General features: G+C 64.6%; 21 protein-coding genes. 12 read left to right on the forward strand and 9 right to left on the reverse strand.

Annotated features, from left to right (window positions below; genetic code table 11):
- Nucleotides 1-68 precede the first annotated feature (68 nt).
- The 6 genes from treZ to glmS all read right to left on the reverse strand — a co-directional run bounded on the left by treZ (nucleotide 69) and on the right by glmS (nucleotide 10,328).
- A complete protein-coding gene (gene treZ / locus Q8Z05_RS01395) occupies nucleotides 69-1,823 on the reverse strand; it encodes a malto-oligosyltrehalose trehalohydrolase (RefSeq protein ID WP_305941755.1) in 1,755 nt (584 codons plus the stop codon).
- The gene (treY, locus tag Q8Z05_RS01400) at nucleotides 1,820-4,168 is read right to left on the reverse strand and encodes a malto-oligosyltrehalose synthase (protein WP_305941756.1); all 2,349 of its coding nucleotides are present in this window, start codon (nucleotides 4,166-4,168) and stop codon (nucleotides 1,820-1,822) included. Before treY ends, treZ begins: the two co-directional genes overlap by 4 nt.
- A complete protein-coding gene (gene glgX / locus Q8Z05_RS01405) occupies nucleotides 4,165-6,420 on the reverse strand; it encodes a glycogen debranching protein GlgX (RefSeq protein WP_305941757.1) in 2,256 nt (751 codons plus the stop codon). Before glgX ends, treY begins: the two co-directional genes overlap by 4 nt.
- A gap of 90 nt (nucleotides 6,421-6,510) precedes the next feature.
- Nucleotides 6,511-8,025, reverse strand: coding sequence for an NAD(P)H-hydrate dehydratase (locus tag Q8Z05_RS01410; RefSeq protein ID WP_305941758.1), 1,515 nt, complete (start codon nucleotides 8,023-8,025; stop codon nucleotides 6,511-6,513).
- Between the two features lie 57 nt (nucleotides 8,026-8,082).
- Complete coding sequence (locus tag Q8Z05_RS01415; RefSeq protein WP_043482943.1) at nucleotides 8,083-8,430, reverse strand: holo-ACP synthase; 348 nt, start codon at nucleotides 8,428-8,430, stop codon at nucleotides 8,083-8,085.
- A gap of 5 nt (nucleotides 8,431-8,435) precedes the next feature.
- On the reverse strand, nucleotides 8,436-10,328 hold the full coding sequence (gene glmS / locus Q8Z05_RS01420; protein ID WP_305941759.1) for a glutamine--fructose-6-phosphate transaminase (isomerizing): 1,893 nt from the start codon (nucleotides 10,326-10,328) through the stop codon (nucleotides 8,436-8,438).
- 134 nt (nucleotides 10,329-10,462) lie between these two features.
- Between glmS and coaA the strand changes: the two genes are divergently transcribed.
- From coaA to mscL, 3 genes are all read left to right on the forward strand, one after another.
- Nucleotides 10,463-11,428, forward strand: a complete 966-nt coding sequence (gene coaA, locus Q8Z05_RS01425) for a type I pantothenate kinase (RefSeq protein ID WP_305941760.1) — start codon at nucleotides 10,463-10,465, stop codon at nucleotides 11,426-11,428.
- Nucleotides 11,429-11,433: 5 nt separating this feature from the next.
- Nucleotides 11,434-12,327 (forward strand): M15 family metallopeptidase, encoded by an 894-nt coding sequence (locus Q8Z05_RS01430; RefSeq protein WP_305941761.1) that lies wholly within the window; start codon nucleotides 11,434-11,436, stop codon nucleotides 12,325-12,327.
- A gap of 90 nt (nucleotides 12,328-12,417) precedes the next feature.
- Complete coding sequence (mscL, locus tag Q8Z05_RS01435) at nucleotides 12,418-12,813, forward strand: large conductance mechanosensitive channel protein MscL (protein WP_305941762.1); 396 nt, start codon at nucleotides 12,418-12,420, stop codon at nucleotides 12,811-12,813.
- An 84-nt stretch (nucleotides 12,814-12,897) separates the two neighbouring features.
- Here the strand turns inward: mscL and glmM are convergent, their stop codons facing one another.
- The 3 genes from glmM to rplM form a co-directional block, all read right to left on the reverse strand.
- Nucleotides 12,898-14,256, reverse strand: coding sequence for a phosphoglucosamine mutase (gene glmM, locus Q8Z05_RS01440; RefSeq protein WP_305941763.1), 1,359 nt, complete (start codon nucleotides 14,254-14,256; stop codon nucleotides 12,898-12,900).
- 163 nt (nucleotides 14,257-14,419) lie between these two features.
- Entirely contained in the window at nucleotides 14,420-14,926 is a 507-nt protein-coding gene (rpsI, locus tag Q8Z05_RS01445) for a 30S ribosomal protein S9 (RefSeq protein WP_205652756.1), read from the reverse strand.
- A 38-nt stretch (nucleotides 14,927-14,964) separates the two neighbouring features.
- Entirely contained in the window at nucleotides 14,965-15,408 is a 444-nt protein-coding gene (rplM, locus tag Q8Z05_RS01450; RefSeq protein WP_011692756.1) for a 50S ribosomal protein L13, read from the reverse strand.
- Nucleotides 15,409-15,731: 323 nt separating this feature from the next.
- Between rplM and Q8Z05_RS01455 the strand changes: the two genes are divergently transcribed.
- The 9 genes from Q8Z05_RS01455 (at nucleotide 15,732) to Q8Z05_RS01495 (ending at nucleotide 23,755) form a co-directional block, all read left to right on the forward strand.
- The gene (locus Q8Z05_RS01455) at nucleotides 15,732-16,424 is read left to right on the forward strand and encodes a prepilin peptidase (RefSeq protein ID WP_305941764.1); all 693 of its coding nucleotides are present in this window, start codon (nucleotides 15,732-15,734) and stop codon (nucleotides 16,422-16,424) included.
- 225 nt (nucleotides 16,425-16,649) lie between these two features.
- Nucleotides 16,650-16,844: a Flp family type IVb pilin gene (locus Q8Z05_RS01460; RefSeq protein ID WP_305941765.1), complete on the forward strand. Its 195-nt coding sequence runs from the start codon at nucleotides 16,650-16,652 to the stop codon at nucleotides 16,842-16,844.
- Between the two features lie 110 nt (nucleotides 16,845-16,954).
- A complete protein-coding gene (locus Q8Z05_RS01465; RefSeq protein WP_305941766.1) occupies nucleotides 16,955-17,362 on the forward strand; it encodes a TadE/TadG family type IV pilus assembly protein in 408 nt (135 codons plus the stop codon).
- Nucleotides 17,350-18,414, forward strand: a complete 1,065-nt coding sequence (locus Q8Z05_RS01470; RefSeq protein WP_305941767.1) for a TadE/TadG family type IV pilus assembly protein — start codon at nucleotides 17,350-17,352, stop codon at nucleotides 18,412-18,414. The genes Q8Z05_RS01465 and Q8Z05_RS01470 overlap by 13 nt, the downstream gene beginning before the upstream one ends.
- Nucleotides 18,415-18,485: 71 nt before the next feature.
- Complete coding sequence (cpaB, locus tag Q8Z05_RS01475) at nucleotides 18,486-19,256, forward strand: Flp pilus assembly protein CpaB (protein ID WP_305941768.1); 771 nt, start codon at nucleotides 18,486-18,488, stop codon at nucleotides 19,254-19,256.
- Nucleotides 19,256-20,455: an AAA family ATPase gene (locus Q8Z05_RS01480; protein ID WP_305941769.1), complete on the forward strand. Its 1,200-nt coding sequence runs from the start codon at nucleotides 19,256-19,258 to the stop codon at nucleotides 20,453-20,455. The genes cpaB and Q8Z05_RS01480 overlap by 1 nt, the downstream gene beginning before the upstream one ends.
- Nucleotides 20,452-21,921, forward strand: a complete 1,470-nt coding sequence (locus Q8Z05_RS01485; protein ID WP_305941770.1) for a CpaF family protein — start codon at nucleotides 20,452-20,454, stop codon at nucleotides 21,919-21,921. Before Q8Z05_RS01480 ends, Q8Z05_RS01485 begins: the two co-directional genes overlap by 4 nt.
- Before the next feature lie 2 nt (nucleotides 21,922-21,923).
- Nucleotides 21,924-22,865 (forward strand): type II secretion system F family protein, encoded by a 942-nt coding sequence (locus Q8Z05_RS01490; protein WP_305941771.1) that lies wholly within the window; start codon nucleotides 21,924-21,926, stop codon nucleotides 22,863-22,865.
- A gap of 11 nt (nucleotides 22,866-22,876) precedes the next feature.
- Nucleotides 22,877-23,755, forward strand: coding sequence for a type II secretion system F family protein (locus tag Q8Z05_RS01495; RefSeq protein WP_305941772.1), 879 nt, complete (start codon nucleotides 22,877-22,879; stop codon nucleotides 23,753-23,755).
- Nucleotides 23,756-23,813: the final 58 nt, after the last annotated feature.

A 23,813-nucleotide genomic window follows, 5' to 3' on the forward strand; every position in this document is an offset into this window, starting at 1 on the left:
ACCATATTGGCTGTTGTTACGCCGCGGGCTGACTAAACGGCCCGCGGCGCAGCAACAGCCACCAGAAGCTAGGCCTTCAGAATCGCCGCACTCCAGGGCGCCAGCACCAGCGAGCCGCCATCAGGCCCGGTTGCCTCATCGGTGGCGAGCAGTACTGATCCCGCGACCTCCCCGAGCCTGACCTGCTGTTCGGAGAAGTTCAATGCCACGTGGACGTCTCCGCGCCGGAACCGCAGCCAGCCATCGGCTTCGCTGTAGTCCACGTCCGTATCCGCGAACCCCAGGCCGGCGAGTTCCGGGGTGGAACGGCGCAGCGCCGTCAGCGCACGGTAGAGCTCCAGGAGGCGGGCGTGGTCGCCCTGCTCGGCCTCGGCCCAGTTCAGTTTCGACCGGTTGAAGGTCTCCGGGTCCTGGGGATCGGGCACGACGGCGGGATCCCACCCCATCCGTTCGAACTCCTTGATGCGGCCTTCCGCCGTCGCCTTACCCAGTTCCGGTTCCGGATGGGACGTGAAGAACTGCCACGGCGTGGTGGCACCGTATTCCTCCCCCATGAAGAGCATGGGGGTGAACGGGGACGTCAGCGTGAGAACGGCGGCCAGGGCAAGCTGGCCGTAGGACAGCGACTGGGAGAGCCGGTCCCCGGTGGCGCGGTTGCCGATCTGGTCGTGGTTCTGGCTGCAGACCACCAGGGCGGCCGGGTGCACCAGTTCGGTGTTGATGGGCCGTCCGTGGTGCCGGCCGCGGAAGCTGGAGTAGCTGCCGTCGTGGAAGAAGCCGTCGCGCAGCACCTTGGCCAGGGCGCCCAGCGAGTCAAAATCGCTGTAATACCCTGCGGTCTCGCCGCTGATGTTCACGTGCACGGCGTGGTGGAAGTCGTCGCTCCACTGCCCCTCCAGCCCGTACCCGTTGGCGTCGCGGGGATACAGCAGGCGGGGGTTGTTGAGGTCGGACTCCGCGATCATGGTGATCGGACGGCCGGTTTCCGCCGCGACGGCGTCTCCCAGGGCCCCGAATTCCTCCAGGAGATGGACTGCCCGCTCGTCCTTGAAGGCGTGCACGGCGTCGATCCGCAACCCGTCCACGTGGTAATCGCGAAGCCACATGGCAGCGTTGTCCAGGATGTAGCGACGGACCTCGTCGGACCCTGCCGAATCCAGGTTCACCGAGTCGCCCCAGGTGTTCCCCTCCCCTGACTTCAGGTAGGGACCGAACTTCGGCAGATAGTTTCCGCTGGGACCGAGGTGGTTGTAGACCACGTCCTGGATGACGCCCAGGCCTGCCTGGTGTGCGGCGTCCACGAAGCGCTGGTAGGCGGCGGGGCCGCCGTATCCTTCGTGGACGGCGTACCAGAGGACGCCGTCGTAGCCCCAGTTGTGGGTCCCGTTGAAGCCGTTGACGGGCAGGAGTTCCACAAAGTCGACGCCGAGGTCCTTGAGGTACCCCAGCTTCCCGGCGGCAGCTTCCAGGGTGCCCTCGGGAGTGAACGTGCCGATATGGAGTTCGTAGATGACGGCGCCCTGCAGTTCCCGGCCCGGCCAGTCCCCGTCCGCCCATTCATGGGCGGACGGATCAAAGGTCCGCGACAGGGAGTGGACGCCCTCAGGCTGGCGGCGGGAGCGGGGGTCCGGCAACGGGGTGGTGTCCGCCTCCGGCAGGTAACCGTAGAAAACTTCCCCTTCGGCCGGAGCGTCCGGGGCCGTCCACCAGCCCTCGCCGCGCTGGCTCATGGCGTATTCAGCGCCGTCGGCCAGCAAGGTGATGGCCGTGACGTTGGGGGCCCAGACGTCGAAGCGTCCGCTTCCGTTCACGGAAGGCGTCATCCGTCATTCTCCGATCCAGTGGTAGGTACCAGCAGTGCAACGGGGTAGGTTGCCAGGAGGTCCGCAACAGCGACGGGCCCGGGCCCGAAGCTGTTGCCCGTGAATTCGTCCGTCATGGCTGCCGGCATTTCCACCGACGTGTCCTGCCAGCCGCCGGACTGTTCCAGCCCCCGGGGCAGCCTGGTTGCCAGAGTCAGGGCCCCGGCGGACGCACCGGCGCCCCGGCTGAACGCGACCAGGTGCGCCGCCGCAGCACCGGTGGCCGTGATTGCCGTATAGCCCGTGAAGAGCTCGGTCCGGTCGCGCCGGAGCCGGAGCGCGCGGGAGGTCACCAGCAGTTTGGCCGCCTCGTCCCTGTACGACGCCGGACGCTCACCGGCGTCGAGGGCGTCCAGTGCCCGCTGCCGGGCGGCAAAGTCGACGGTGCGGCGGTTGTCCGGGTCGGTGAGGGAACGGTCCCAGAACTCGGTGCCCTGGTACACGTCCGGGACGCCCGGCATGGTCAGCTGCACGAGTTTCGCGGACAGCGCGTTGGCGGCGCCGTACGGTTCCAGGAGCGCCACGAAGGCCTCCAGTTCCGCACGGACCTCGGGGTTGTCGAACGCGGCGTCGACGGCGGCGGCCAGCTTCTGCTCGAACGCCTCGTTCGGGTCCAGCCAGTCGGTCGAATTACCGGCTTCGCGGGCCGCCTTGGTGGCGTACTGCTGCAGGCGTTCCCGGGAGGCCGGCCATGCGCCGGCAATGGCCTGCCACAGCAGGCTGGCCAACGGTCCGTCAGGAAGCGGCGCCAGTTCCTGGAGTCTGGCCAGGACACGGTCCCATTCGGCCACGAACTCGGAGATCACGGAAATCCGGGCACGGGTGTCCTCGCTGCGCTTGGTGTCGTGCGTGCTGAGCGTGGTCATCGAAAGGGGCAAGTGGGCTTCCCGCCGCACCATCCGCCGGTGGAACTCCGCCGGGTCCAGTGCGAACTCGGTGGGATCGGCGCCCACCTCCGTCAGGGTTCCCAGCCGGGTGTAGCGGAAGAACGCGGTGTCCTCCACGCCCTTGGCCATCACCATGCCGGAGGTCTGCTGGAACCGCTGTGCCAGCGGTGAGTCGGCATCCAGCAGCAACGGCTGCAGCAGGTCCACGGCCCGTGCAAGGTCGGGGCGCCGCCGGGCGGCGAGGCTGCAGGCTTCCTTGAGGACTTCCTCGCCGTACGGGAGGTAGGTCCGGTACACGGGAAAAGCTGCGATGATCTCGGAGATCGCGTCCGCTGCGAGCTCGGCATCCACTCCGGTCGCGGCGGAAACCGTTCCGGCGGGAAGAAGCCGCGCCAGCCGGAGGATCTCCGAATGCAGGATGCCGTCGGTGATCCGGCGTTTGGTGAGCCGGATCATTTCCTCGTAATCCGCGGGTTCCCCGGCGCGCAGCCTGCCGTCCAGCTGGTCGAGGGCCTGCTGCGCAGAGGCGTCCACGAACAGCCGGTCCACGTCGGCCAGTGCGTCGTAGCCGGTGGTCCCTTCGCATTCGAAGGACGCCGGAAGCTCCTCCCCCGGTTCCAGGATTTTCTCGATCAGCAGGTACCTGCCGCCCGTGGCTTCGCGAAGGCGCCGCAGGTAGCCCTCCGGGTCGGCCAGGCCGTCAGGGTGGTCAATCCGGAGGCCGTCCGCCAGCCCTTCGCGGAACCAGCGGACCACCTCCTCATGGGCTTCGTCGAAAACCCGGGGAACTTCCACCCGGACACCCGCCAGCGTGTTCACGGCGAAGAACCGGCGGTAGTTGAGGTCGTTGTCCGCGCGGCGCCAGCCCACCAGCTCGTAGTTCTGGCGGGCGTGGACGTCACGGGGGTCGTCCCCGTCGGTGAAACTGCCGTCCGCCAGCGGGAACCGGTGGTCGTAGTACCGCAGCTCGCCGTCGCGGATTTCCAGCTTGTCCAGGTCGTCGTCGCTCCCCAGCACCGGGAGCCGGACGCGTCCGCCGCCGAAGTCCCAGTCGACGTCGAACGCCTCGGCGTAACGGGACTGTTTGCCCTCCTTGAGCAGCGACCACCACCAGGGGTTCTGGTACGGCGAGGCCACGCCCACGTGGTTGGGCACAATGTCCACGAGCACACCCATGCCGGCGTTCCGGGCTGCCTTGGACACGGCGGCGAGGCCTTCCGGGCCGCCGCGGTCGGGATCCACCGCGGACGGGTCGGTGACGTCATACCCGTGGTCCGAACCTTTTTCCGCGGTCAGGATCGGGGACAGGTAGATCCAGTCCACGCCCAGCGACTTCAGGTACGGGACCTTGGCGGCCGCGTCCTGGAGTGTGAAGGACGGACGGATCTGGAGCCGGTAGGTGGAGACGGGCGTCCTCATGAATCAGCCTTGCCCTTCGCCTTGACCTTCCTTATTTGGGCAGGTTCCGCGATGGCCGGGGTGGTCAGCGACTCGGTCTCGCTGGTGCTGGTCTGCGAGAGCGCCGCCAACGATGCCGCCACCGAGTGGTCCGGTTCGGTCTCCGGAACGCTGTGTGCGCGGAGCACCACCAGGGATTTGGCGGCAACGGGCAGGGCATCTCCGGCTTCTACCGGTTCGGTGTCGGCGTTCTGGCCTGCCGTGTCGATGATGATGTCCCAGGCGGGAGCGTATTCGTCGGACGGCAGCGTGAACTTCACTTCGTCGTCGTGCGCGTTGAAATAGAGCACGAAGTTGACGTCGGTGATCCGGCGGCCGCGTTCGTCACGGCCGCGGATTCCGTCGCCGTTGAGGAACATGCCCACCGAACGGCCGAAGCCGCTGTCCCAGTCCTCGGGCTTCATGGTGGAGCCGTCAACGTCCAGCCACTCGATGTCCGGAAGCCGCTCGCCCTCGCCGCGGAGCACCGGCCTGCCGTCGAAGAAGCGGCTGCGGCGGAAGGTGGGGTGCTTGTGCCGCAGCGCGTTGACGGCCGCGGTGAATTCCACCAGCGGCTGGTCCACGTTGTCCCAGTTGATCCAGGTCAGTTCCGAATCCTGGCAGTAGCCGTTGTTGTTGCCCTGCTGCGTGCGGCCCATTTCGTCGCCATGGAGGATCATGGGCACGCCCTGCGAGAGGAGCAGCGAGGCGATGAAGTTGCGCTGCTGCCGGGCACGGAGGGCCAGGACCTTGGGATCGTCCGTGGGGCCTTCGGCGCCGCAGTTCCACGAGCGGTTGTGCGATTCGCCGTCGTTGTTGCCTTCGCCGTTGGCATCGTTGTGCTTCTCGTTGTAGGACACCAGGTCCGACAACGTGAAGCCGTCGTGGGCGGTGACGAAGTTGATCGAGGCGACCGGGCGTCGGCCGGAGTGCTCGTAGAGGTCGGCGGAGCCGGTGATCCTCGAGGCGAATTCGCCGAGGGTTGCCGGTTCTCCGCGCCAGAAGTCGCGGACGGTGTCGCGGTACTTGCCGTTCCATTCCGTCCACTGCGGCGGGAAGTTGCCCACCTGGTAGCCGCCGGGGCCAACGTCCCACGGCTCGGCAATCAGCTTGACCTGGGACACTACCGGGTCCTGCTGGATAAGTTCGAAGAAGGTGGACAGCTTGTCCACATCGTAGAATTCGCGGGCCAGGGTGGAGGCGAGGTCGAAACGGAAGCCGTCAACGTGCATCTCCGTGACCCAGTAACGGAGCGAATCCATCAGGAGCTGCAGGGAGTGGGGGTGCCGGACGTTGAGCGAGTTGCCGGTGCCCGTGTAGTCCATGTAGTGCTTCTCGTCGCCGTCCATGAGCCGGTAGTAGGCGGCGTTGTCGATGCCCTTGAAGGACAGGGTGGGGCCCAGGTGGTTGCCCTCGGCCGTGTGGTTGTACACAACGTCGAGGATTACCTCGATGCCCGCCTGGTGCAGCGAGCGGACCATGGCCTTGAAGTCCTGCACCTGCTGGCCGGTGTCACCGGTGGAGCTGTAGCTGTTGTGCGGGGCGAAGAAGCCGATGGTGTTGTAGCCCCAGTAGTTGTTCAGTCCCTTGTCTTCCAGGATGCCGTCGTTGACGAACTGGTGCACCGGCATGAGCTCGATGGCCGTGACGCCCAGCTTCTGGAGGTGGGAGATGACCGAGGGGTGGGCCACGCCGGCGTAGGTGCCGCGCTGGTCCTCGGGGACCTCGGGGTGCAGCTTGGTGAGGCCCTTGACGTGGGCCTCGTAGATCACGGACTTGTGGTACGGAACCCTGGGCAGGTGGTCACCGTCCCAGTCGAAGAACGGGTTGATCACCACGCCCATCATCATGTGCGGGGCCGAATCTGCATCGTTGCGCGAATCGGGATCGCCCATGTTGTACGAGAACAGCGCAGGGTCCCAGTCGATCTGGCCGTGAACGGCCTTCGCGTAGGGGTCCAGCAGCAGTTTGTTCGGGTTGAACCGGTTTCCGGACGCGGGATCGTACGGCCCGTGGACCCGGTACCCGTATTTCTGGCCGGGCTGGATGTGGGGAAGGTAGCAGTGCCAGACGTAGCCGTCTACCTCGAGGAGTTCGATCCGGGTCTCAGCACCCTTGTCGTCGAAAAGGCACAGTTCCACCTTTTCAGCCCTTTCGCTGAACAGCGCAAAGTTCGTGCCAGTGCCGTTAAAGGTGGCTCCCAGCGGGTAAGCCGATCCGGGCCAGACTTCCATGTGTACTCCTCGTGCGTAACGAATAAATCTCTAGACAGACTACTAGTAAGCAGGTTTACTATCGGTGTTCCTGCGCCCTGCGCCAAATCATTACAAAGTCCGCATCACCTCGGGAAGGCAGGCCGCGATGGCACCGGCGGTCACCGGTCCGCCATTCGAGGCAAGGGTTCCGGCGCGGCCGTGCAGGCTTGCAGCCACTGCCCCAATGGCCGCCCAGCGCTGGTCCGCGGAGATCCCGCAGGCTTCAAACTTTTCCTCGTCGTCCGAATGCTGGGCCAGCAGGGAACCAAGTACTCCAGACAGCACATCACCGCTTCCGGCCGTGGCCATCCACGGCGTGGCTTCGGCCTGGCTGAAGACGGGGCCCGACGGCGCGGCCACCAGGGTGGTGGCGCCCTTCAGCAGCACGGTGGCACCGGTCCTTTCGGCGGCCCGGCGCACAGCGTCAAGTGTTGCCCCGTCCACGCCCTGCCGCCCGAGGTCGATCCCGTAGCGCTGCAGGAGGCGGGCCAGCTCACCGCCATGCGGCGTCAGCACCACGTGGCGCGCCAGGACGTCAGGGAGGGCCGGCAGCGCTCCGGCGTCGGCGGCCACCGGCAGTCCGGTCTCCACCGCGTCTCGCACGCGCTGCAGCTGCTGGTCGTCGCCGTCAGCGATCCCCGATCCAACCAGCCAGGCCTGGACATGCGCGTCGGCAACGTTGTCCGGGCCGCACACCACCTCAGGGCAGGCCTGCCGGACCAGCCGGGTTGCCTCCGGCGGGCCCAGGTACCTGACCATTCCGGCGCCCGCAGCGAGGGCACCCCGACAGGCGAGGACCGCGGCACCCGGGTACTGTTCCGAGCCAGCCACGACACCCAGGACTCCCCTGGTGTACTTGTGGGAGCGGCGCGCCGGCGGGGGCAGCAGCCGGGCAAGGTCGGCGGATTCGAGGCGCCGCAATGCAGGCGGCGGCAGTTCGCCTTCGATCCCGATGGGGATGACCAGCACGCGTCCGGCATGGTCGGCGCCGGGATCGGCGAGCAGGCCGGCCTTGGCCCCTCCGAAAGTCACGGTGGCGTCTGCGGAAAGCACGGGGTCAAAGGCTTCGCCGGTGTCCGCGTTCACGCCGCTGGGAATGTCGCAGGCCACCACAACTCCGTGCGGTCCGCTGTTCAGCTTCCCGATCAGGGACGCCGCGGCGCCGCGGAGGCCTCCTTGGGCGCCGGTCCCCAGCACGGCATCAATCACGACGTCGGCGCCGGCGGCGGCCGCTGCCAGCTCGCCTGCGTTGTGGTCGGTGAGGATCCGGGCCCGTCCGCCGGCCCGTTCAAAGGCGGCCAGCCCGTCAGGGTGTGCTTCGCCGGCGGTGAGAACCGCCGTCGTGCGCATTCCGCGGGCAGCCAGGAAAGCGGCGGCGAAGAGCCCGTCTCCGCCGTTGTTGCCTTTGCCTGCCAGCACCGCAACGCTCGCGCCGTAGGGGCGGATCCCGCGCGAAACAAGCTCACGGATCACGGCGTTGGCCAGGCCGTAGGCTGCGCGTTGCATGAGAACAGCGCCCGCACCAACAGTAAGAAGGGGCCTTTCGGCTTCGCGAATCTGTGTGCCGGTGTAGGCGCTGATCATGGGTTCAGTCCAATCGGTGCTGGGTCCGCTGCGGGCTGTCAGGTGGTGAGTCCGCGCTTACCCTTCCGCGAGGACGGTCGCCGTGGCGATTCCGCCGTCGTGGCTCATCGAGAGGTGCCAGCGTTTGACGCCCTTGGACTCGGCGACTGCCAGCACGGTGCCCTTGACCTGGACGGTGGGACCGTTCTGGTCCAGGCCGATCCAGCAGTCCTGCCAGTTCATGCCCGCGGGTGCGCCAAGGACCTTGGCCACGGCTTCCTTGGCCGCGAAACGCGCGGCCAGGGAGCGGGTGTTCAGTTCGCGCTCGGCCGGGACGAACAGCCGGTCCCGGAGCCCGGGGGTCCGTTCCAGCTGCCGGCCGAACCGTTCAATGTCTACGACGTCTACGCCAATGCCAACAATCATGCGGCTTATTCTACGGTCACGCTCTTGGCAAGGTTGCGTGGCTGGTCCACGTCGTATCCCTTGGCCGTGGCAAGTTCGAGGGCGAAGATCTGCAGCGGAACGGCGGCCAGCAGGGGCGCGAGGAGCGTGGGCGTCTCGGGGATGTAGAAGACGTGCTCGGCGTACGCCTTGACTGCTTCGTCGCCTTCCTCGGCGATGACGATGGTCTTCGCACCGCGGGCCCGGACCTCCTGGATGTTGGAGACCACCTTGGCGTGCAGCGAGTTCCGGCCGCGCGGGGACGGGACCACCACGAATACCGGCTGGCCCTCCTCGATCAGCGCGATCGGTCCGTGCTTCAGCTCGCCGGCGGCAAAGCCTTCAGCGTGGATGTACGCCAGTTCTTTGAGCTTGAGCGCGCCCTCCATGGCCACCGGGAACCCGACGTGACGGCCCAGGAACAGCACCGACTTGGCGCCGGACATGGACCGGGCCAGCTCCTTGATCTCGTCCGCGTGGTCCAGGACCTGCTGGATCTTCGCCGGGACCTTGCCGAGGTCGGCCAGGATGTCCTTGATCTCGCCTTGGAACTTGTTGCCGCGCAGCTGTGCCAAATAGAGGCCCAGCAGGTAGGCCGCAGTGATCTGCGCCAGGAAGGCCTTGGTGGATGCCACCGCGATCTCCGGCCCGGCGTGGGTGTAGAGCACGGCGTCTGATTCGCGCGGAATGGTGGAGCCGTTGGTGTTGCAGATGGAGAGGGTCTTGGCGCCCTGTTCCTTGGCGTAGCGGACGGCCATCAGGGTGTCCATGGTCTCGCCGGACTGCGAGATGGACACAATCAGCGTGTTCTCGTCCACGATCGGATCGCGGTAGCGGAACTCATGGGAGAGCTCCACCTCGGTGGCAATCCGGCACCAGTGCTCGATCGCGTACTTGGCCACCTGGCCGGAGTAGGCGGAGGTGCCGCAGGCGAGCACGATGATCTTGTTGATCTTCTTCAGGTGCTCCGGGTCGATGCGCATTTCATCGAGTGTCAGCTTGCCGTCAAGGTCCGAGCGGCCCAGCAGGGTGTTGGCCACGGCGTCGGGCTGGTCGTGGATTTCCTTCTCCATGAAGGACGGGTAGCCGCCCTTCTCGGCCGAGGCCGGGTCCCAGTCAACGTGGTATTCCTTGCCCTGCGCCGGGGCGCCGAAGAAGTCGGTGATCTCCACGGTGTCCGCGGTGATGGTCACGATCTGGTCCTGGCCCAGCTCCACGGCCCGGCGGGTGTAGTCGATGAAGCCGGAGACGTCCGAGCCGAGGAAGTTCTCCCCCTCGCCCAGGCCCACCACGAGCGGGGAGTTGCGCCGGGCGGCTACGACGACGTCGGGCTGGTCCGCGTGCACGGCCAGCAGTGTGAAGGCGCCTTCAAGGCGCTGGCAGGCAAGCTGCATGGCCCTGGTCAGGCCGCCGTTGGAAACGTCACCGTTCAGCTTGTTCCGGAAGATGTCACCCAGCAGCGCGGCGGCCACCTCGGTGTCCGTCTCGGACGCGAACACAGTGCCCTTTTCAAGCAGCTCCAGCTTGAGCTCGGCGAAGTTTTCGATGATGCCGTTGTGGATGAGGGCCAGCTTGCCGCCGTCGGACAGGTGCGGGTGCGCATTCTGGTCCGTGGGTCCGCCGTGCGTGGCCCAGCGGGTGTGCCCGATCCCGGTGACTGCATCCGGCAGCGGCGACTTTTCCAGTTCAGCGAGCAGGTTGCTCAGCTTTCCGGACTTCTTACGGGACGAAATGGTTCCGTCCGCCACCACAGCAACGCCCGCCGAGTCATATCCCCGGTACTCCAGACGGCGGAGTCCCTCAAGGACAACGTCCAACGCGCCGTGGCCAACATTTACCCGGCCTGACGAATGGCCTACGTATCCTACGATTCCACACATAGAGCCAAGCTTATATGGAGTGGGGGTCCGCCGAGGTCTCGTGTGGCGCCTGCGACGGGGTGCCCGGGCGCCATTACGGCGGTTGCGACGCCCTCCATTTCGCTCTCAGCGTCGCGGCAGGCAGAATCTCTAACGTGACTTTGCAACGCAATGAAGCGAATGGAGAGGGTGTCTCCCCGTTCGTGGAGCTGGACAGGCAGACCTGGTCCCGGCTCGCAGCCCAGATGGAACAGCCTCTGAACGAAGAGGACGTGGTCCGTCTCAGAGGGCTCGGTGATCCGCTGGACATGAAGGAAGTCCGCGAAGTCTACTTGCCGCTCTCCCGGCTGCTTCACCTCTATGTGGAGGCCGCGGGCCAACTGCACTCTGCCACCACCACCTTCCTCGGCGAACAGACGCAGCGCACGCCCTTCGTGATCGGCGTGGCCGGATCCGTGGCCGTGGGAAAGTCCACCATCGCCCGCGTGCTCCGCGAGATGCTCCGCCGCTGGCCCGGCACACCCAACGTGGAGCTCATCACCACTGACGGGTTCCTCTATCCCCTGGCCGAACTCAAGCGCCGGCACCTCCTGGAACGCAAAGGCTTCCCGGAATCGTACGACCGCCGTGCACTGCTCCGCTTCGTCAGTGAGATCAAGGGCGGGGCGGAAGAGGTCCGGGCTCCCTGGTATTCGCACGTTACGTACGACATCGTGCCCGGCAAGGAAGTGGTGGTCCGCCGGCCGGATGTGCTGATCGTGGAGGGCCTGAACGTCCTGGCGCCGGCCCGTCCGCGCCACGATGGCAAGCAGGGCCTGGCGCTGAGCGACTTCTTCGACTTTTCCATCTACGTGGACGCGAAGACCTCCTACATCGAGGAGTGGTACGTGGACCGGTTCCGCAAGCTCCGCACCACGGCGTTCGCCCAACCCGAATCTTACTTCCACCGCTACGCCACGCTGTCCGACGAGGAAGCCGAGATCACCGCCCGCGACATCTGGAAGCGGATCAACGAGCCCAACCTGGAGGAAAATGTTCTTCCGACGCGGGGCCGGGCGCAGCTGGTGCTGACTAAGGAAGCAGACCATTCCATCCGCCGCATGCTGCTGCGGAAGGTCTAGCACACGTGTGCCACAACTGCATTGCGGCTGCGGCGACCACGCCCAGCAGGCGTTCCGTCGCCAGGCTGCTGGCCGTCGGTGCCGGACTGACCGCCCTGTCAGCGTGCACGCCCGACGCCGGAACCCGGCCAACGCCATCGTCCTCGACGACTTCTTCACCCACTGCTTCACCCACCGCGACGACGTCGGCAAGTGCGGAGGCGTCCCCGGGGACCTCACCTGCGTCCGAACCGGCACCGGCGCCTACGCCGACCGCCGCGCCGACCCCCACGTCCCCCGCTGCCGGACTCGCCCGGCAGCATTCGCTGACGGATCCGGCCAGCCCGTGGCTGGTGGTCAACAAGCACCGTCCGCTCTCCCCCGCCGACTATGTCCCGGCGGACCTGGTGCAGCCGAACGTTGCGCTGGCGGTTTCGGGCGAGGCCGCCCAGCTGAACAGCACGACGGCGGCTGCCGCGGAGCAGATGTTCGCCGCGGCGGCACGGGACGGCGTGGCCATGACCCTGGCCAGCGGCTACCGCTCCTACGGGACGCAGACGGCAACGTACAACAGCTATGTTGCCTCCCGGGGGCAGGCCGAGGCGGACACTGCCTCGGCCCGGCCGGGCTACTCGGAGCACCAGACCGGCTGGGCCTTTGACATCGGCGACGGCGGCGGGGCGTGCGGTTTCCAGCCATGCTTCGCCGACCAGCCGGCCGCGGTGTGGGCAAAGGCCAACGCCCACCGCTTCGGCTTCGTGGTCCGGTATCCGTGGATGTTCCACCAGGTCACGGGCTACTACTACGAGTCCTGGCACCTGCGGTACATCGGAGTGGAGGCCGCGACGGACATGGCCAACCGCGGCATCGCCACGCTGGAGGAGTACTTCGGACTGGAAGCGGCACCGGGGTACTTGTAGGGCCTAAGGCTTGTGGGTGGTCCCCGACACACCCCGGGATATTACCGGGCCGTCACACTGTGTTTACAGCCCGGGTCTAGGCTGGGTCCCATGTTGACCGGATTCAAGAATTTCATCATGAAGGGCAACGTCGTAGACCTTGCCGTCGCAGTGGTCATGGGTGCCGCCTTCGGCGCTGTCGTGACCTCAATCGTCGAGGGCTTGCTGACTCCCCTGATCGGCCGCCTGTTCAGTGCCAAGGGCATTGAAGAAATGCAGTGGGAGGGGTTCATGTACGGCTCCGTCATCTCCTCCATCATTTCGTTCCTGCTGGTGGCAGCGGCCATCTACTTCGTGGTCATCATGCCGATGAACCACATGATCGAACGCCGCAACCGCCGGCTCGGTATTAATACCGAGGTCAAGGAAGAGGCCGCCGAAGACCCGCAGATCGCACTCCTCACCGAAATCCGCGACTCACTCCGGAGCGGCAGCTCCAGGGCGTAGTTCCTTACGACAGCAAAGCGGTCCGCCCCCAGCAGGGGCGGACCGCTTTTTTGCCTGCCTGGATTTGGTACGGCGGGGACCGGGTTAGGCGGCCGGCGCAACGGCCAGGCGTTCTTCCACCACGGCCGCAAGATGCTTGCAGATACGCTCGGCGGTGGGCATGTCGGCAGCCTCCACCATCACGCGCACCAGGGCTTCGGTTCCGGACGGGCGCAGGAGCACGCGGCCGGTCTCGCCGAGCTCCGCGGAGGCTTCAGCGACGGCGGCCAGGACACCCTCATCGGTGCCTGCCCGGGCCTTGTCCACGTTCTTGACGTTGATCATTAGCTGCGGAAGCTTGGTCATCACAGTGGCCAGTTCCTTCAGTGGCTTACCCGTAAGCGCCACCTGAGCCGCCAGCTGCAGGCCGGTCAGGAGGCCGTCGCCTGTGGTGGCATGATCGGCGAAGATCACGTGACCGGACTGTTCGCCGCCGAGGTTGTACCCGCCGTCGCGCATTTCCTCTAGGACGTAGCGGTCCCCCACGGCGGTCTCCCGGATGGTGATGCCGGCGTTGCGGAGGGCGATCTTCAGACCGAGGTTGCTCATGACGGTGGCCACCAGGACGTTGTCCTTGAGCTTGCCCGATTCCTTCAGCGCCAGGGCGAGGATGGCCATGATCTGGTCACCGTCCACTTCGTTGCCTTCATGGTCGATTGCCAGGCACCGGTCGGCGTCGCCGTCGTGGGCGATGCCCAGGTCGGCGCCGTGTTCCACCACGGCACGCTGCAGGGCGCCGAGGTGGGTCGAGCCCACGCCGTCGTTGATATTCAGGCCGTCGGGCTCAGCACCGATGACCACGATTTCGGCGCCGGCGTCGTTGAAGAGCTGCGGTGAACAGCCGCTGGCAGCGCCGTGGGCGCAGTCCAGGACTACCTTCAGCCCGTCGAGCCGGTGCGGCAGCGTTCCGAGCAGGTGGACAATGTAGCGGTCCTCCGCGTCGGAGAAGGTCTGGATGCGGCCTACATCGCTCCCTGTGGGCCTGACCGGTTCCTTGCTCATCTGCGCCTCGATGGCGTCTTCCACCTCGTCAGGCAGCTTCTGGCCGCCCCTGGCAAAGAATTTGATGCCGTTGTCCGGCGCCGGGTTGTGCGACGCGGAGATCATGACACCGAAGTCGGCGTTGAGGTCGGCCACCAGGTAGGCGGCGGCGGGCGTGGGGAGCACGCCGGCGTCGTAAACGTCGATGCCCGAGCTGGAGAGCCCCGCCGAGACGGCTGCCGAGATGAATTCGCCACTGGCACGCGGATCGCGGGCCACGACGGCTCGCGGGCGGCTACCGTTCGTGCTGCGTTCGTGGCCGAGTACGACGGCGGCCGCTTGCGCCAGCTGCATCGCCAGCTCTGCTGTGAGCAGGCCGTTAGCCAGGCCCCGGACACCATCTGTTCCAAATAATCTAGACATCGGGTCAAGTTTAGACGATGGACCTGCCGGTGCCGTCTTTGGCTCGCACCACCGCACTGCACAGTGGCACTGCACCAAGGGCCGGGCACCACGGGCCGACTGTCTTTCTTAACGGCGAAAGCCCGCCCCGCCGAGTGGCGGGACGGGCTTCCGGGAAGCGGATTTAGCGCTTGGAGTACTGCTGAGCCTTGCGGGCCTTCTTGAGACCAGCCTTCTTACGCTCGATGACGCGTGCGTCACGGGTAAGGTAGCCGGCCTTCTTCAGCGTGGCGCGGTTGTTCTCGACGTCGATCTCGTTCAGTGAACGGGCGATGCCGAGACGCAGCGCACCGGCCTGGCCGGAGGGGCCGCCGCCGTGGATGCGGGCGATGACGTCGTAGGCGCCGTCAAGATCGAGGATCTTGAAGGGCTCGTTGACGTCCTGCTGGTGCAGCTTGTTCGGGAAGTAGTTCGCCAGCTCGCGGCCGTTGATGGTCCACTTGCCGGAGCCGGGCACAACGCGAACGCGTGCAACAGCTTCCTTGCGGCGGCCAACAGCTGCGCCGGCAACGGTCAGTGCCGGGCGCTCCTTCTTCGGCGCAGCAGCTTCAGCAGCTCCGCTTTCCGAGGTGTAGCTGGTCAGGGTTTCCTCTGCCTCAACGGCTTCGGTGGTCTCTTCGTTCTGAGCCACGGTTCTCCTTGTATAGATAAGTTGTTTGGTGGCCAGGACTACTGGGCGACCTGGGAAATTTCGAAAGTCTTGGGCTGCTGGGCGGCGTGCGGGTGCTCTGCACCGCGGTAAACCTTCAGCTTGCCCAGCTGCTGTGCAGCGAGGGAGTTCTTCGGGAGCATGCCCTTGATGGCCTTCTCCACGGCGCGGACCGGGTTGGATTCCAGCAGCTCCGCGTAGTTGACGGAGGTCAGGCCGCCCGGGTAGCCGGAGTGGCGGTAAGCGCGCTTCTGCTCGAGCTTGGCGCCGGTGAGGGCGACCTTCTCGGCGTTGATGATGATGACGAAATCGCCCATGTCCATGTGGGGAGCGAAGGTGGCCTTGTGCTTGCCGCGCAGCAGGATTGCGGTCTGGCTGGCGAGACGACCAAGGACAACGTCGGTGGCGTCAATGACGTGCCACTGGCGGTTGATATCGCCGGGCTTCGGGGTGTACGTACGCACGGTGTTTGCCTCGTTCTTGTTCTGGCGTTCTTGTTTAGGTGTCACGTAAGCGTGTGCACCTACTATCTATGCGCTACCGGAACAGAGGTGAGGGCTCTATGAATCCAGTGGTCCAGACGTCTCGAATGTGCCCGAGGAGTAGTTATCCTGCAACCGGATTCTCAGCGGGCACGCATCATCGAGAAAGGACACGCACAACGACTATCAAGAATAGCGGGTACTGAGGCCGCTGGTCAAAATAGGCTCTACGTAGCCAGCCTGCGCCGGTTCCTGCCCGGGGCCCGCAGCGAGAATCACGAACAACTTGGAGCTGAGGTGCCCCGTTGACTGAATTGCCCCCGGTTGCCCCGCTGGTAATCGCCTGCGCCCTCCTTGGTCTTGCCGCGGCTCCCCTCGCCCTCCAGGTCACGCGGAGACTGCTGCCCGCCCTTGAGCTGGGGCACGTCCGCTGGCACGGTGCTGCCGGCGCCGTTGGCACCGCACTGCTGTGCGGGGCGATGGCCTGGCGATTCGGCTGGTCCTGGGTACTGCCGGCCTTCCTATTCCTCTGCGCAGCTGGCCTTTTACTCTCCCGGATCGACCTTCAGCACAAGCTTTTGCCCAACAGGATGGTCGTTCCCACGCTTGGGGTCGGGCTTTTGCTGCTGCTTTGGGACGCCGCTATGAGCCAGCGATGGGGAAATCTGTTGGTAGCAGCCATCGGATGCGCCGTAACTTTCGTGGTTTACCTGATTTTGGCCCTTATTTCTCCCCGCGGAATGGGGATGGGCGACGTAAAGCTCTCAGCACCACTTGGTTTGTACTTGGGCTACCTCTCTATTGGCCACTTGATACTGGGTATAGCCCTTGGTTTTATTGTGGGCGCAGTGACCAGTGTGATCCTTGTTACAAGCGGATTTGCGGGGCGGAAGACCTCAGTTCCCTTCGGTCCGTCCATGTTCCTGGGCTGCATACTGGCAGTGCTCTGGGGCAACGAGATCGGCCGGGTTCTCCTGCCCTCTGTGTTCCCCCGCTAGCCGTTTCCGAGTACACCAAGTAGTCGCGTACTTGGGTAGCGGGAATAAAGGGCTGTAACACCAAGTAGACAGCCGATTCCGGTGTCAAAAAGACGAGTACATCCACTCATTGTGTGGCTATTTGTGACTCCTGTATTCCTTAGTGCATCGAAGTTCCAGCAACACCTTCTTGGGGGGAGCGGGGAATTCGAAGCCAATTCAGCACTCACAAAAAGGAACACGAAAATGAACTCTGCACTGGTCTCCATGGTTGCTTTTATCGCCGGCGTCAAGACCCGCCTCACCCGGGAAGAGAAGGGCGCCACGATGGTTGAGTACGGCCTGATGGTCGCACTCATCGCAGTCGTCGTCATCGCAGCCCTCCTCATCCTGGGCCCGGCCATCGCCAACCTCTTCACGGGTGTCGCAGGCAACCTGTAGCCCGCACCCTCGGTATTGCCTCTGTTCCGGTGGCGGCAGTCGCCGCCACCGGAACAGTTGCATTTCCGGGCAATCCGCCAATGGAAAACGAAGTGTCTGGGGAGACCGTCGTGAAATCAAAAAAGAAAGAACGCGGGGCCGTGGCAGTGGAAATGGCAATTGTCCTTCCCGTGCTGCTGTTGCTGGTCATCGGCATTATGGAATTCGGGCGGGCCCTGAACGTTCAGGTGTCGCTCACCCAGGCAGCGCGCGAAGGCGCCCGCCATGCCGCCATCCATTACGACGACGGCTCTCTCGACGTCGCCGGGACCGCCGCCGCCGCCGCGCCATCTCTGGCGGGCCTGGGCATGGGGGTCACAAGCAACGCCGGGAGCTGCTCGGAGGGGTCCGACGTCACAGTCACAACGAGCCTGACCCTTCCATCCTTGTCCGGCTTCCTTGATGCCGGCTTCTTTGGCCAGCCGGTCATATTTCCCTTGAACATGACGGGAGTAGGGGTGATGAGATGCGGTGGCTGACAGCGCGTCGCAGCAGCAAAGGCCGGCATGTCGCCACCACTGGCACCGGCGGTTCTGACAACGAGCGCGGAGCGGCAACTATCTTTGTGGCCCTCCTGCTCGTCGTCCTGATGGGTTTCGCAGCCATCGCCGTCGACGTGGGTGCCATGTACGCGGAAAAGGCGCAGCTTCAGACGGGCGCCGACTCGTCCGCCCTGGCCATCGCGGGCGACTGCGCCAACGGAGCGTGCGGGGATGTGAACGCAACCGGCCAGTTCCTGGCCAACTCCAACAGCAATGACAGCTCCAGTGGCGTCACCTCCATCACCTTCCCAAGTGCCACGACGGTTCGCGTTGAAACCAACACCCGCGATGCCGGCTCCGGAGCAAACACCTTCTCGCTTTTCTTCGCCAGGGTCATGGGGTTTGAAACCACCGACATCCGGGCAGTGGCCGAGGCCACCTGGGGCGCACCGAATGAGGCTACGACGCTGCCCTGGACCATCAGCCAGTGCGTCTTCGAGCAGTACCTTTCGCCGAGCCAGCTGGCGGAACTGAACTCGACCGGAGAATTCACCGGCGATCCCATCCCGACCCACATCCTCCTCCGCTACGACGAAAACACTCCGGACTACCCGGGCTGCGTCCCGCAAAACGGCTACGCCGAGGGTGGCTTCGGCTGGCTGGACCGGGACACCGGATGCTCGGCGGACATCAATATCGCCGAATCAGAGATCGGTAACGACCCGGGCAATGACTTCCCGAGCGAATGCACAGGAATAATCGCCACCCTGTTGGAGGAGCCTATCCTCATCCCGATCTTCAGCACCGCGTCTGGCAACGGCCAGCACGCTACGTACGGTCTGGTCGGGTTCATTGCCTTCCAAGTCACCGGCTACAAGTTTGGCGGCGGTCCGTCACTCACAAACCTGGACCCCGCAGCGCCCTCGTGCACCGGCAACTGCCGGGGCATCCAGGGCTATTTCACCCGCTACGTCTCCCTGGATGAGGGTCTGGCATCGAGCGGTGGAAACCCCAACTACGGAGCGTCATCAGTCTGGCTTTCGAAATAGCCGCTGAGTCCTCCGTAAGCGAAACCGTCGCATCAAAAGTCGCACTAAGAAATCGACAAGGAGCTAGTCAAGTGAAATCACGCCTACTGGGAGGCATCGCAGCACTGCTGTTGGCAATCACCGGAACCGTACTACTGGTTGTATACGTTCAAGGGGCCGACAACAGGGCAGCGCAAGGTCTCGAACCCGTCAATGTCCTGGTTGTCAAAGAATCAATTCCCGCCGGAACCAAGGCTGAAGACCTCAACAACAAGGTCCAGCTCGAAGCGATACCCCAGGCCGCCGTACCGGAGGGGGCCATCGAAAGCCTGAGCGATTACAAGGGGAAGATTACCTCAGTGGGCCTGGAGCCCGGTGAGCAACTCCTTAAGGCTAGGCTCGTGGACCCCCGCGACCTCCTGCCCGGCACCGTGCCGGTACCTGACGGTCTGGAAGAAGTTACCTTCCTCCTCGCACCCGAACGGATCCTTGGCGGCCGGCTCGAAGCTGGCGACAAGGTAACCGTCTACACCTCCTTCAAGTCCGAGGAAGAGATGCCGGCCGGCGCAAACGTTCCGGCCGAGGTCAAAGGGTGGAAACAGTCCACCGGCCTTCTCTTCCACGACGTCCTGGTGACCGCGGTTCAGAAAGCTGCACCGGAGACGGAAAAGAACTCCGGTGGCACCACGGAGAAGGGCATCGAAATGCCTAACGGATCCGCCTTTATCACCGTGGCCAGGAGCGACGCCGATGCCGCCAAGCTCGTCTACGGCGCCGAATTCGGCACCATCTGGCTCGCCAAGCAGACCGATACATCCACCAAGAGCGATCCGCCGGTCACCACCTTTGGAGGGCTGTACTAATGAGCCGGTTTGTGGCTATCACGGCAGTCCGGGACTTCGAGGGGCGCATCCGGCAAGCAATCACAGGGGCGCTGCACGGTGAGCTGCAAACGCTCACGCCGGACGTTCTCTCCGGCGGACCGGATGACGTCTTCGCGCAACTCAACGGGGCCCCGCCGGAGGTTCTGATTCTCGGCCCCGGCGTCGCCCCCGAGGATGCCCTGAAGCTCGCAACCGTCTTCGATCTCCAGTACCCCGAGGTAAGCCTGCTCCTGGTCGCCGAGCCCACGCCGGACCTGGTACTCCGGGCCATGCATTCAGGTATCCGTGACGTCGTCACCCCGGAAATCGTGGTCAACGACCTGCGGGTGCTCCTTGAACGGGCCTGCCTCGCCTCAGCCAGCCGCCGGCGCGGCATGGCCCCGGCGGCGGAATCGGGCCAGCAACGCGGACGGGTGATTGCAGTCATGTCACCCAAGGGCGGCGTCGGCAAAACCACGGTAGCTACCAACCTGGCCATCGGCCTTGGCCAGGTGGCGCCCATGGGGGTGGTGATTGTCGATCTCGACCTGCAGTTCGGGGACGTTGCATCGGGGTTGTTGCTGGAACCGGAACACTCCATCACAGAGGCCGTGCACGGCGCTGCTTCCCAGGACTCCATGGTTTTGAAAGCGTTCCTCACGGTTCACCCGGCAGGCATCTACGCCCTGTGCGCTCCCCGGACACCTGCGGAATCTGACTACATCACTGCCGATCATGTCAGCCGGCTCATCAACCAGCTGGCAAGCGAGTTCAAATACGTGGTGGTCGACACCGCACCAGGTCTCGGCGAGCACGTGCTGGCGACGCTGGAGCTGGCAACTGACGGTGTGTGGGTTTGCGGGATGGACGTTCCGAGCGTCCGTGGCCTTCGCAAGTGCTTCACCGTGCTGAAGGACCTGCAGCTGCTCCCACAGGGCCGGCACACCGTGCTCAACTTCGCCGACCGTAAGAGCGGCCTCTCGGTGCAGGACGTCGAAGCGACCATCGGTGTCCCGATCGATACCGTGATTCCGCGGTCACGCACCCTTCCGTTTACCACCAATCGCGGCGTCCCGGTGTTGCAGAGCTCCACCAGGGACGCCGCCTCGAAGGGCCTCAAAAAGCTGGTGGACCGATTCGATCCCGCCTGGGTGTCCTCCACCCACAACAAACTGCACCGAAGGGTGGTTGTGTCATGAAACTCTCAGATCGCCTGACCCGGTCACAAACGAATGTGACCCCTAACGAATCCGGCCAGCCCGCACAGGACACGCCTCGGGCGGTACCTGCGTCGGCCGAGCAGCAGCCGGCCGCTCCGGCCAGCACACCGCTTGCCTCAGCGTTGAATTTGGGCGGCGCCCCTGTCGTCCAGGTCTTCGATGCGCTGGCGGGCTTGAAACAACGGGCTGCGCTCGCGCTGTTTGAACGCATGGGAAATCGATCTGCAGACGCATCAGCATCGGAGGAAGACCTTCGTTCCATGGCAGTTGAAGAACTGTCCGCCGTGATTGACCAGGAGCAGGTCCCGCTCTCCCCCGACGAACGACGGCGGCTTATCCGGGAAATTGCCGACGAGGTCATGGGCTACGGGCCGCTCCAGCGGCTACTGGAAGATCCTTCCGTTACTGAGATCATGGTCAACCGTTTTGACCAGATCTACATCGAACGGCATGGGCATCTGACCCTGACCGGCTACCAGTTCAGTTCCGATGACCACCTGCGGAAAGTCATTGAACGGATTGTGTCGCGCGTGGGCCGGCGCATCGATGAATCCTCGCCGCTGGTCGATGCACGGCTGGAAGACGGCTCGCGTGTCAACGCGATCATACCTCCCCTGGCGGTCAACGGGCCCTCATTGACCATTCGCAAGTTCAGCCACGTGCCGTTGACGGTCCAGAACCTTATTGAGTGGGGCTCTGTCACTCCCGAAATGGCGGAGCTGCTCAGCGCGTGCGTCCGTGCGCGGCTGAACATCATCGTTTCCGGCGGCACCGGTACCGGCAAAACGACCTTGCTCAATGTCCTCTCCTCCTTCATCCCCGCCGAGGACAGGATCGTGACCATCGAGGACGCCGTCGAACTCCAACTGCAGCAGGAGCACGTGGTCCGCCTTGAAAGCAGGCCGCCAAACATCGAAGGAAAAGGTGCCGTCGGCATCCGTGAACTTGTCCGAAACTCCCTCCGCATGCGACCGGACCGGATCATCGTCGGCGAAGTCCGCGGCGGTGAGTCCTTGGACATGCTGCAGGCTATGAACACCGGCCACGACGGTTCACTCTCCACTGTTCACGCAAACTCGCCGCGCGACGCCGTTGCCCGACTGGAGACTCTTGTGCTGATGGCCGGGATGGACTTGCCCCTTCGTGCCATTCGCGAGCAGGTTTCGTCAGCGGTGGACCTCATCATCCAAGTCACGAGGCTCCGAGACGGCAGTCGCCGGGTCACCCATGTGACGGAGGTGCAGGGCATGGAAGGAGACATCGTTACGCTCCAGGACGCGTTCCTCTTCGACTACTCCGCCGGCATGGACGCACAAGGACGCTTCCTCGGGCGGCCCGTCTCGACGGGGATACGGCCGCGGTTCCTGGACCGCTTTACAGACCTCGGCATCGCGGTGTCACCGGCCATCTTCGGCGCTACGCCCGTCGCGACAGGAAGGCGGTAGCCGTGGACTCGCCAGCACTGTTCATTACGGCCCTTGTGCTGTGTTTCGGGGCGCTGCTCGTGGTGTTCCTGGTTGTCCTGAAGCCTCGTCACGGTTCGATTCCGGCCAATAGACGGCGTCCCGATGTGTATCAGGGCCAGTCAGCGATCAGCCGCGTTTCAAACACAGCGGTATCCGCCATGGGCGGCGTGATCGGCGAGTCGGGCGGCCCGTATAACCGGGCTGTTCTGTACAACGCCGGCGTAAAGATGGCGCCCGCCGATTTCACCGTGATGGTCTTCGTGGCTTCCTTACTGGCCGGCACTGTCGTCTCGCTGCTGACGAATATACTCCTCGGAATCCTATTCGCCATCGCGACTCCGTTTCTGGCGAGGCTTGTGCTCTCCGTGCTCAGGGATAAGCGCCGGGGACGGTTTGAAGCCCAGCTCACAGATACCATCCAGATGCTGATCGGCGGCCTTCGCGTAGGCCACAGTGTCATGAGGTCGATCGAGGCGGCGGCCCAGGAGGCTGACGCCCCGACGTCGGAAGAGCTCTCCCGCGTAGTCACCGAAACGCGGGTCGGCAAGGACGCCCGTCAAGCCCTGGATGAGGTTGCAGAGCGTATGGATAGCGAGGACTTCCGCTGGATTGGACAGGCAATCCAGATCAACCGGGAGGTTGGTGGCGATCTTGCCGAGGTACTGGAAGAAGTAGCCGGCACGATCCGTGAGCGCAGCGAGATCAAGGGTCAGGTACGTTCCCTCAGCGCTGAAGGCAAAATGTCAGCCTGGATCCTGATGGCCATGCCGGTAGGTGTCGCCATGATTATCGGCATCATGAACCCCGGTTACATGAACGTGTTCTTCACTCACCCCATCGGCATCATTTTGCTCATCGTAAGCATTCTGATGTTCGTCATCGGCGGCTTCTGGATGAGCCGCACCGTCAAAATTAAGTTCTAGGGAGGAACGCCATGACTCCGATAGCCTGGCTGATCATCGCAGCGGTTGTGCTGCCTTTGGCCTACTTCACCTGGGTTCTGGTCACGCTGGACCGGCGTGGTGCGCTGGCCGTCCAAACGAATCTTGGACAAGGCTTTACCCAGAGCTCTAACTCCGCGATCCAAAGGACCCCGATCTTCCTGGGGATCTCCAAGCGGCTCACATCCGGCAGCTACGAAGCGAAACTGGACCGCTGGCTGGCCTTGGCAGGACGCCCGGAATCCATGCCACTGGAGAAGCTCATCATTGCGAAGCCGCTCCTCGCCCTTGGTGGCGCCATGTTCGGGTTACTTCTTATCAGCAAGTCCCCGACGCCTCCGATTTTCGGTTTGGCTCTGTTCATCACGGTGCTGTTCTACTTTGTCCCTGACCTCCTGGTCTACAACAAAGGCATCAAGCGCCAGCAGGCCATCGAACTCGAGCTGCCGAATACCCTCGACCAGATGTTGATTTCCGTTGAGGCAGGCCTGGGCTTCGAATCTGCCATGGCAAGATCGGGAGAATACGGGGGCGGGCCGCTGGCCCAGGAGCTGATGCGGACGCTTCAAGACATCCAGGTGGGCCGCCCTCGCCAGGAAGCCTACGCCGCACTGGCGGCCCGTTCTTCCGTCCAGGACCTGCGGAGTTTCGTGCGGGCGGTGGTCCAGGCCGATAAGTACGGCATCGGCATCGCGAAGGTGCTTCGCACCCAGGCCAAGCAAGCCAGGGTCAAGCGCCGGCAACGGGCCGAAGAAAAGGCCATGAAACTGCCGGTGAAGGTCTTGTTCCCGCTCCTGCTGTTCATCTTTCCCGTGCTCTTCATCGTTCTCCTCGGCCCCGCAGCCATCAGCATCGTCGAGGCCTTGAGCTAGCCAACCCGCCGGAACTCCCGGCCCAAGACCCGGATCTCCCCGGTACCCAGAACCGTGG

The sequence above is a fragment of the Arthrobacter oryzae genome (assembly GCF_030718995.1).
Lineage (GTDB): Bacteria > Actinomycetota > Actinomycetes > Actinomycetales > Micrococcaceae > Arthrobacter > Arthrobacter oryzae_C.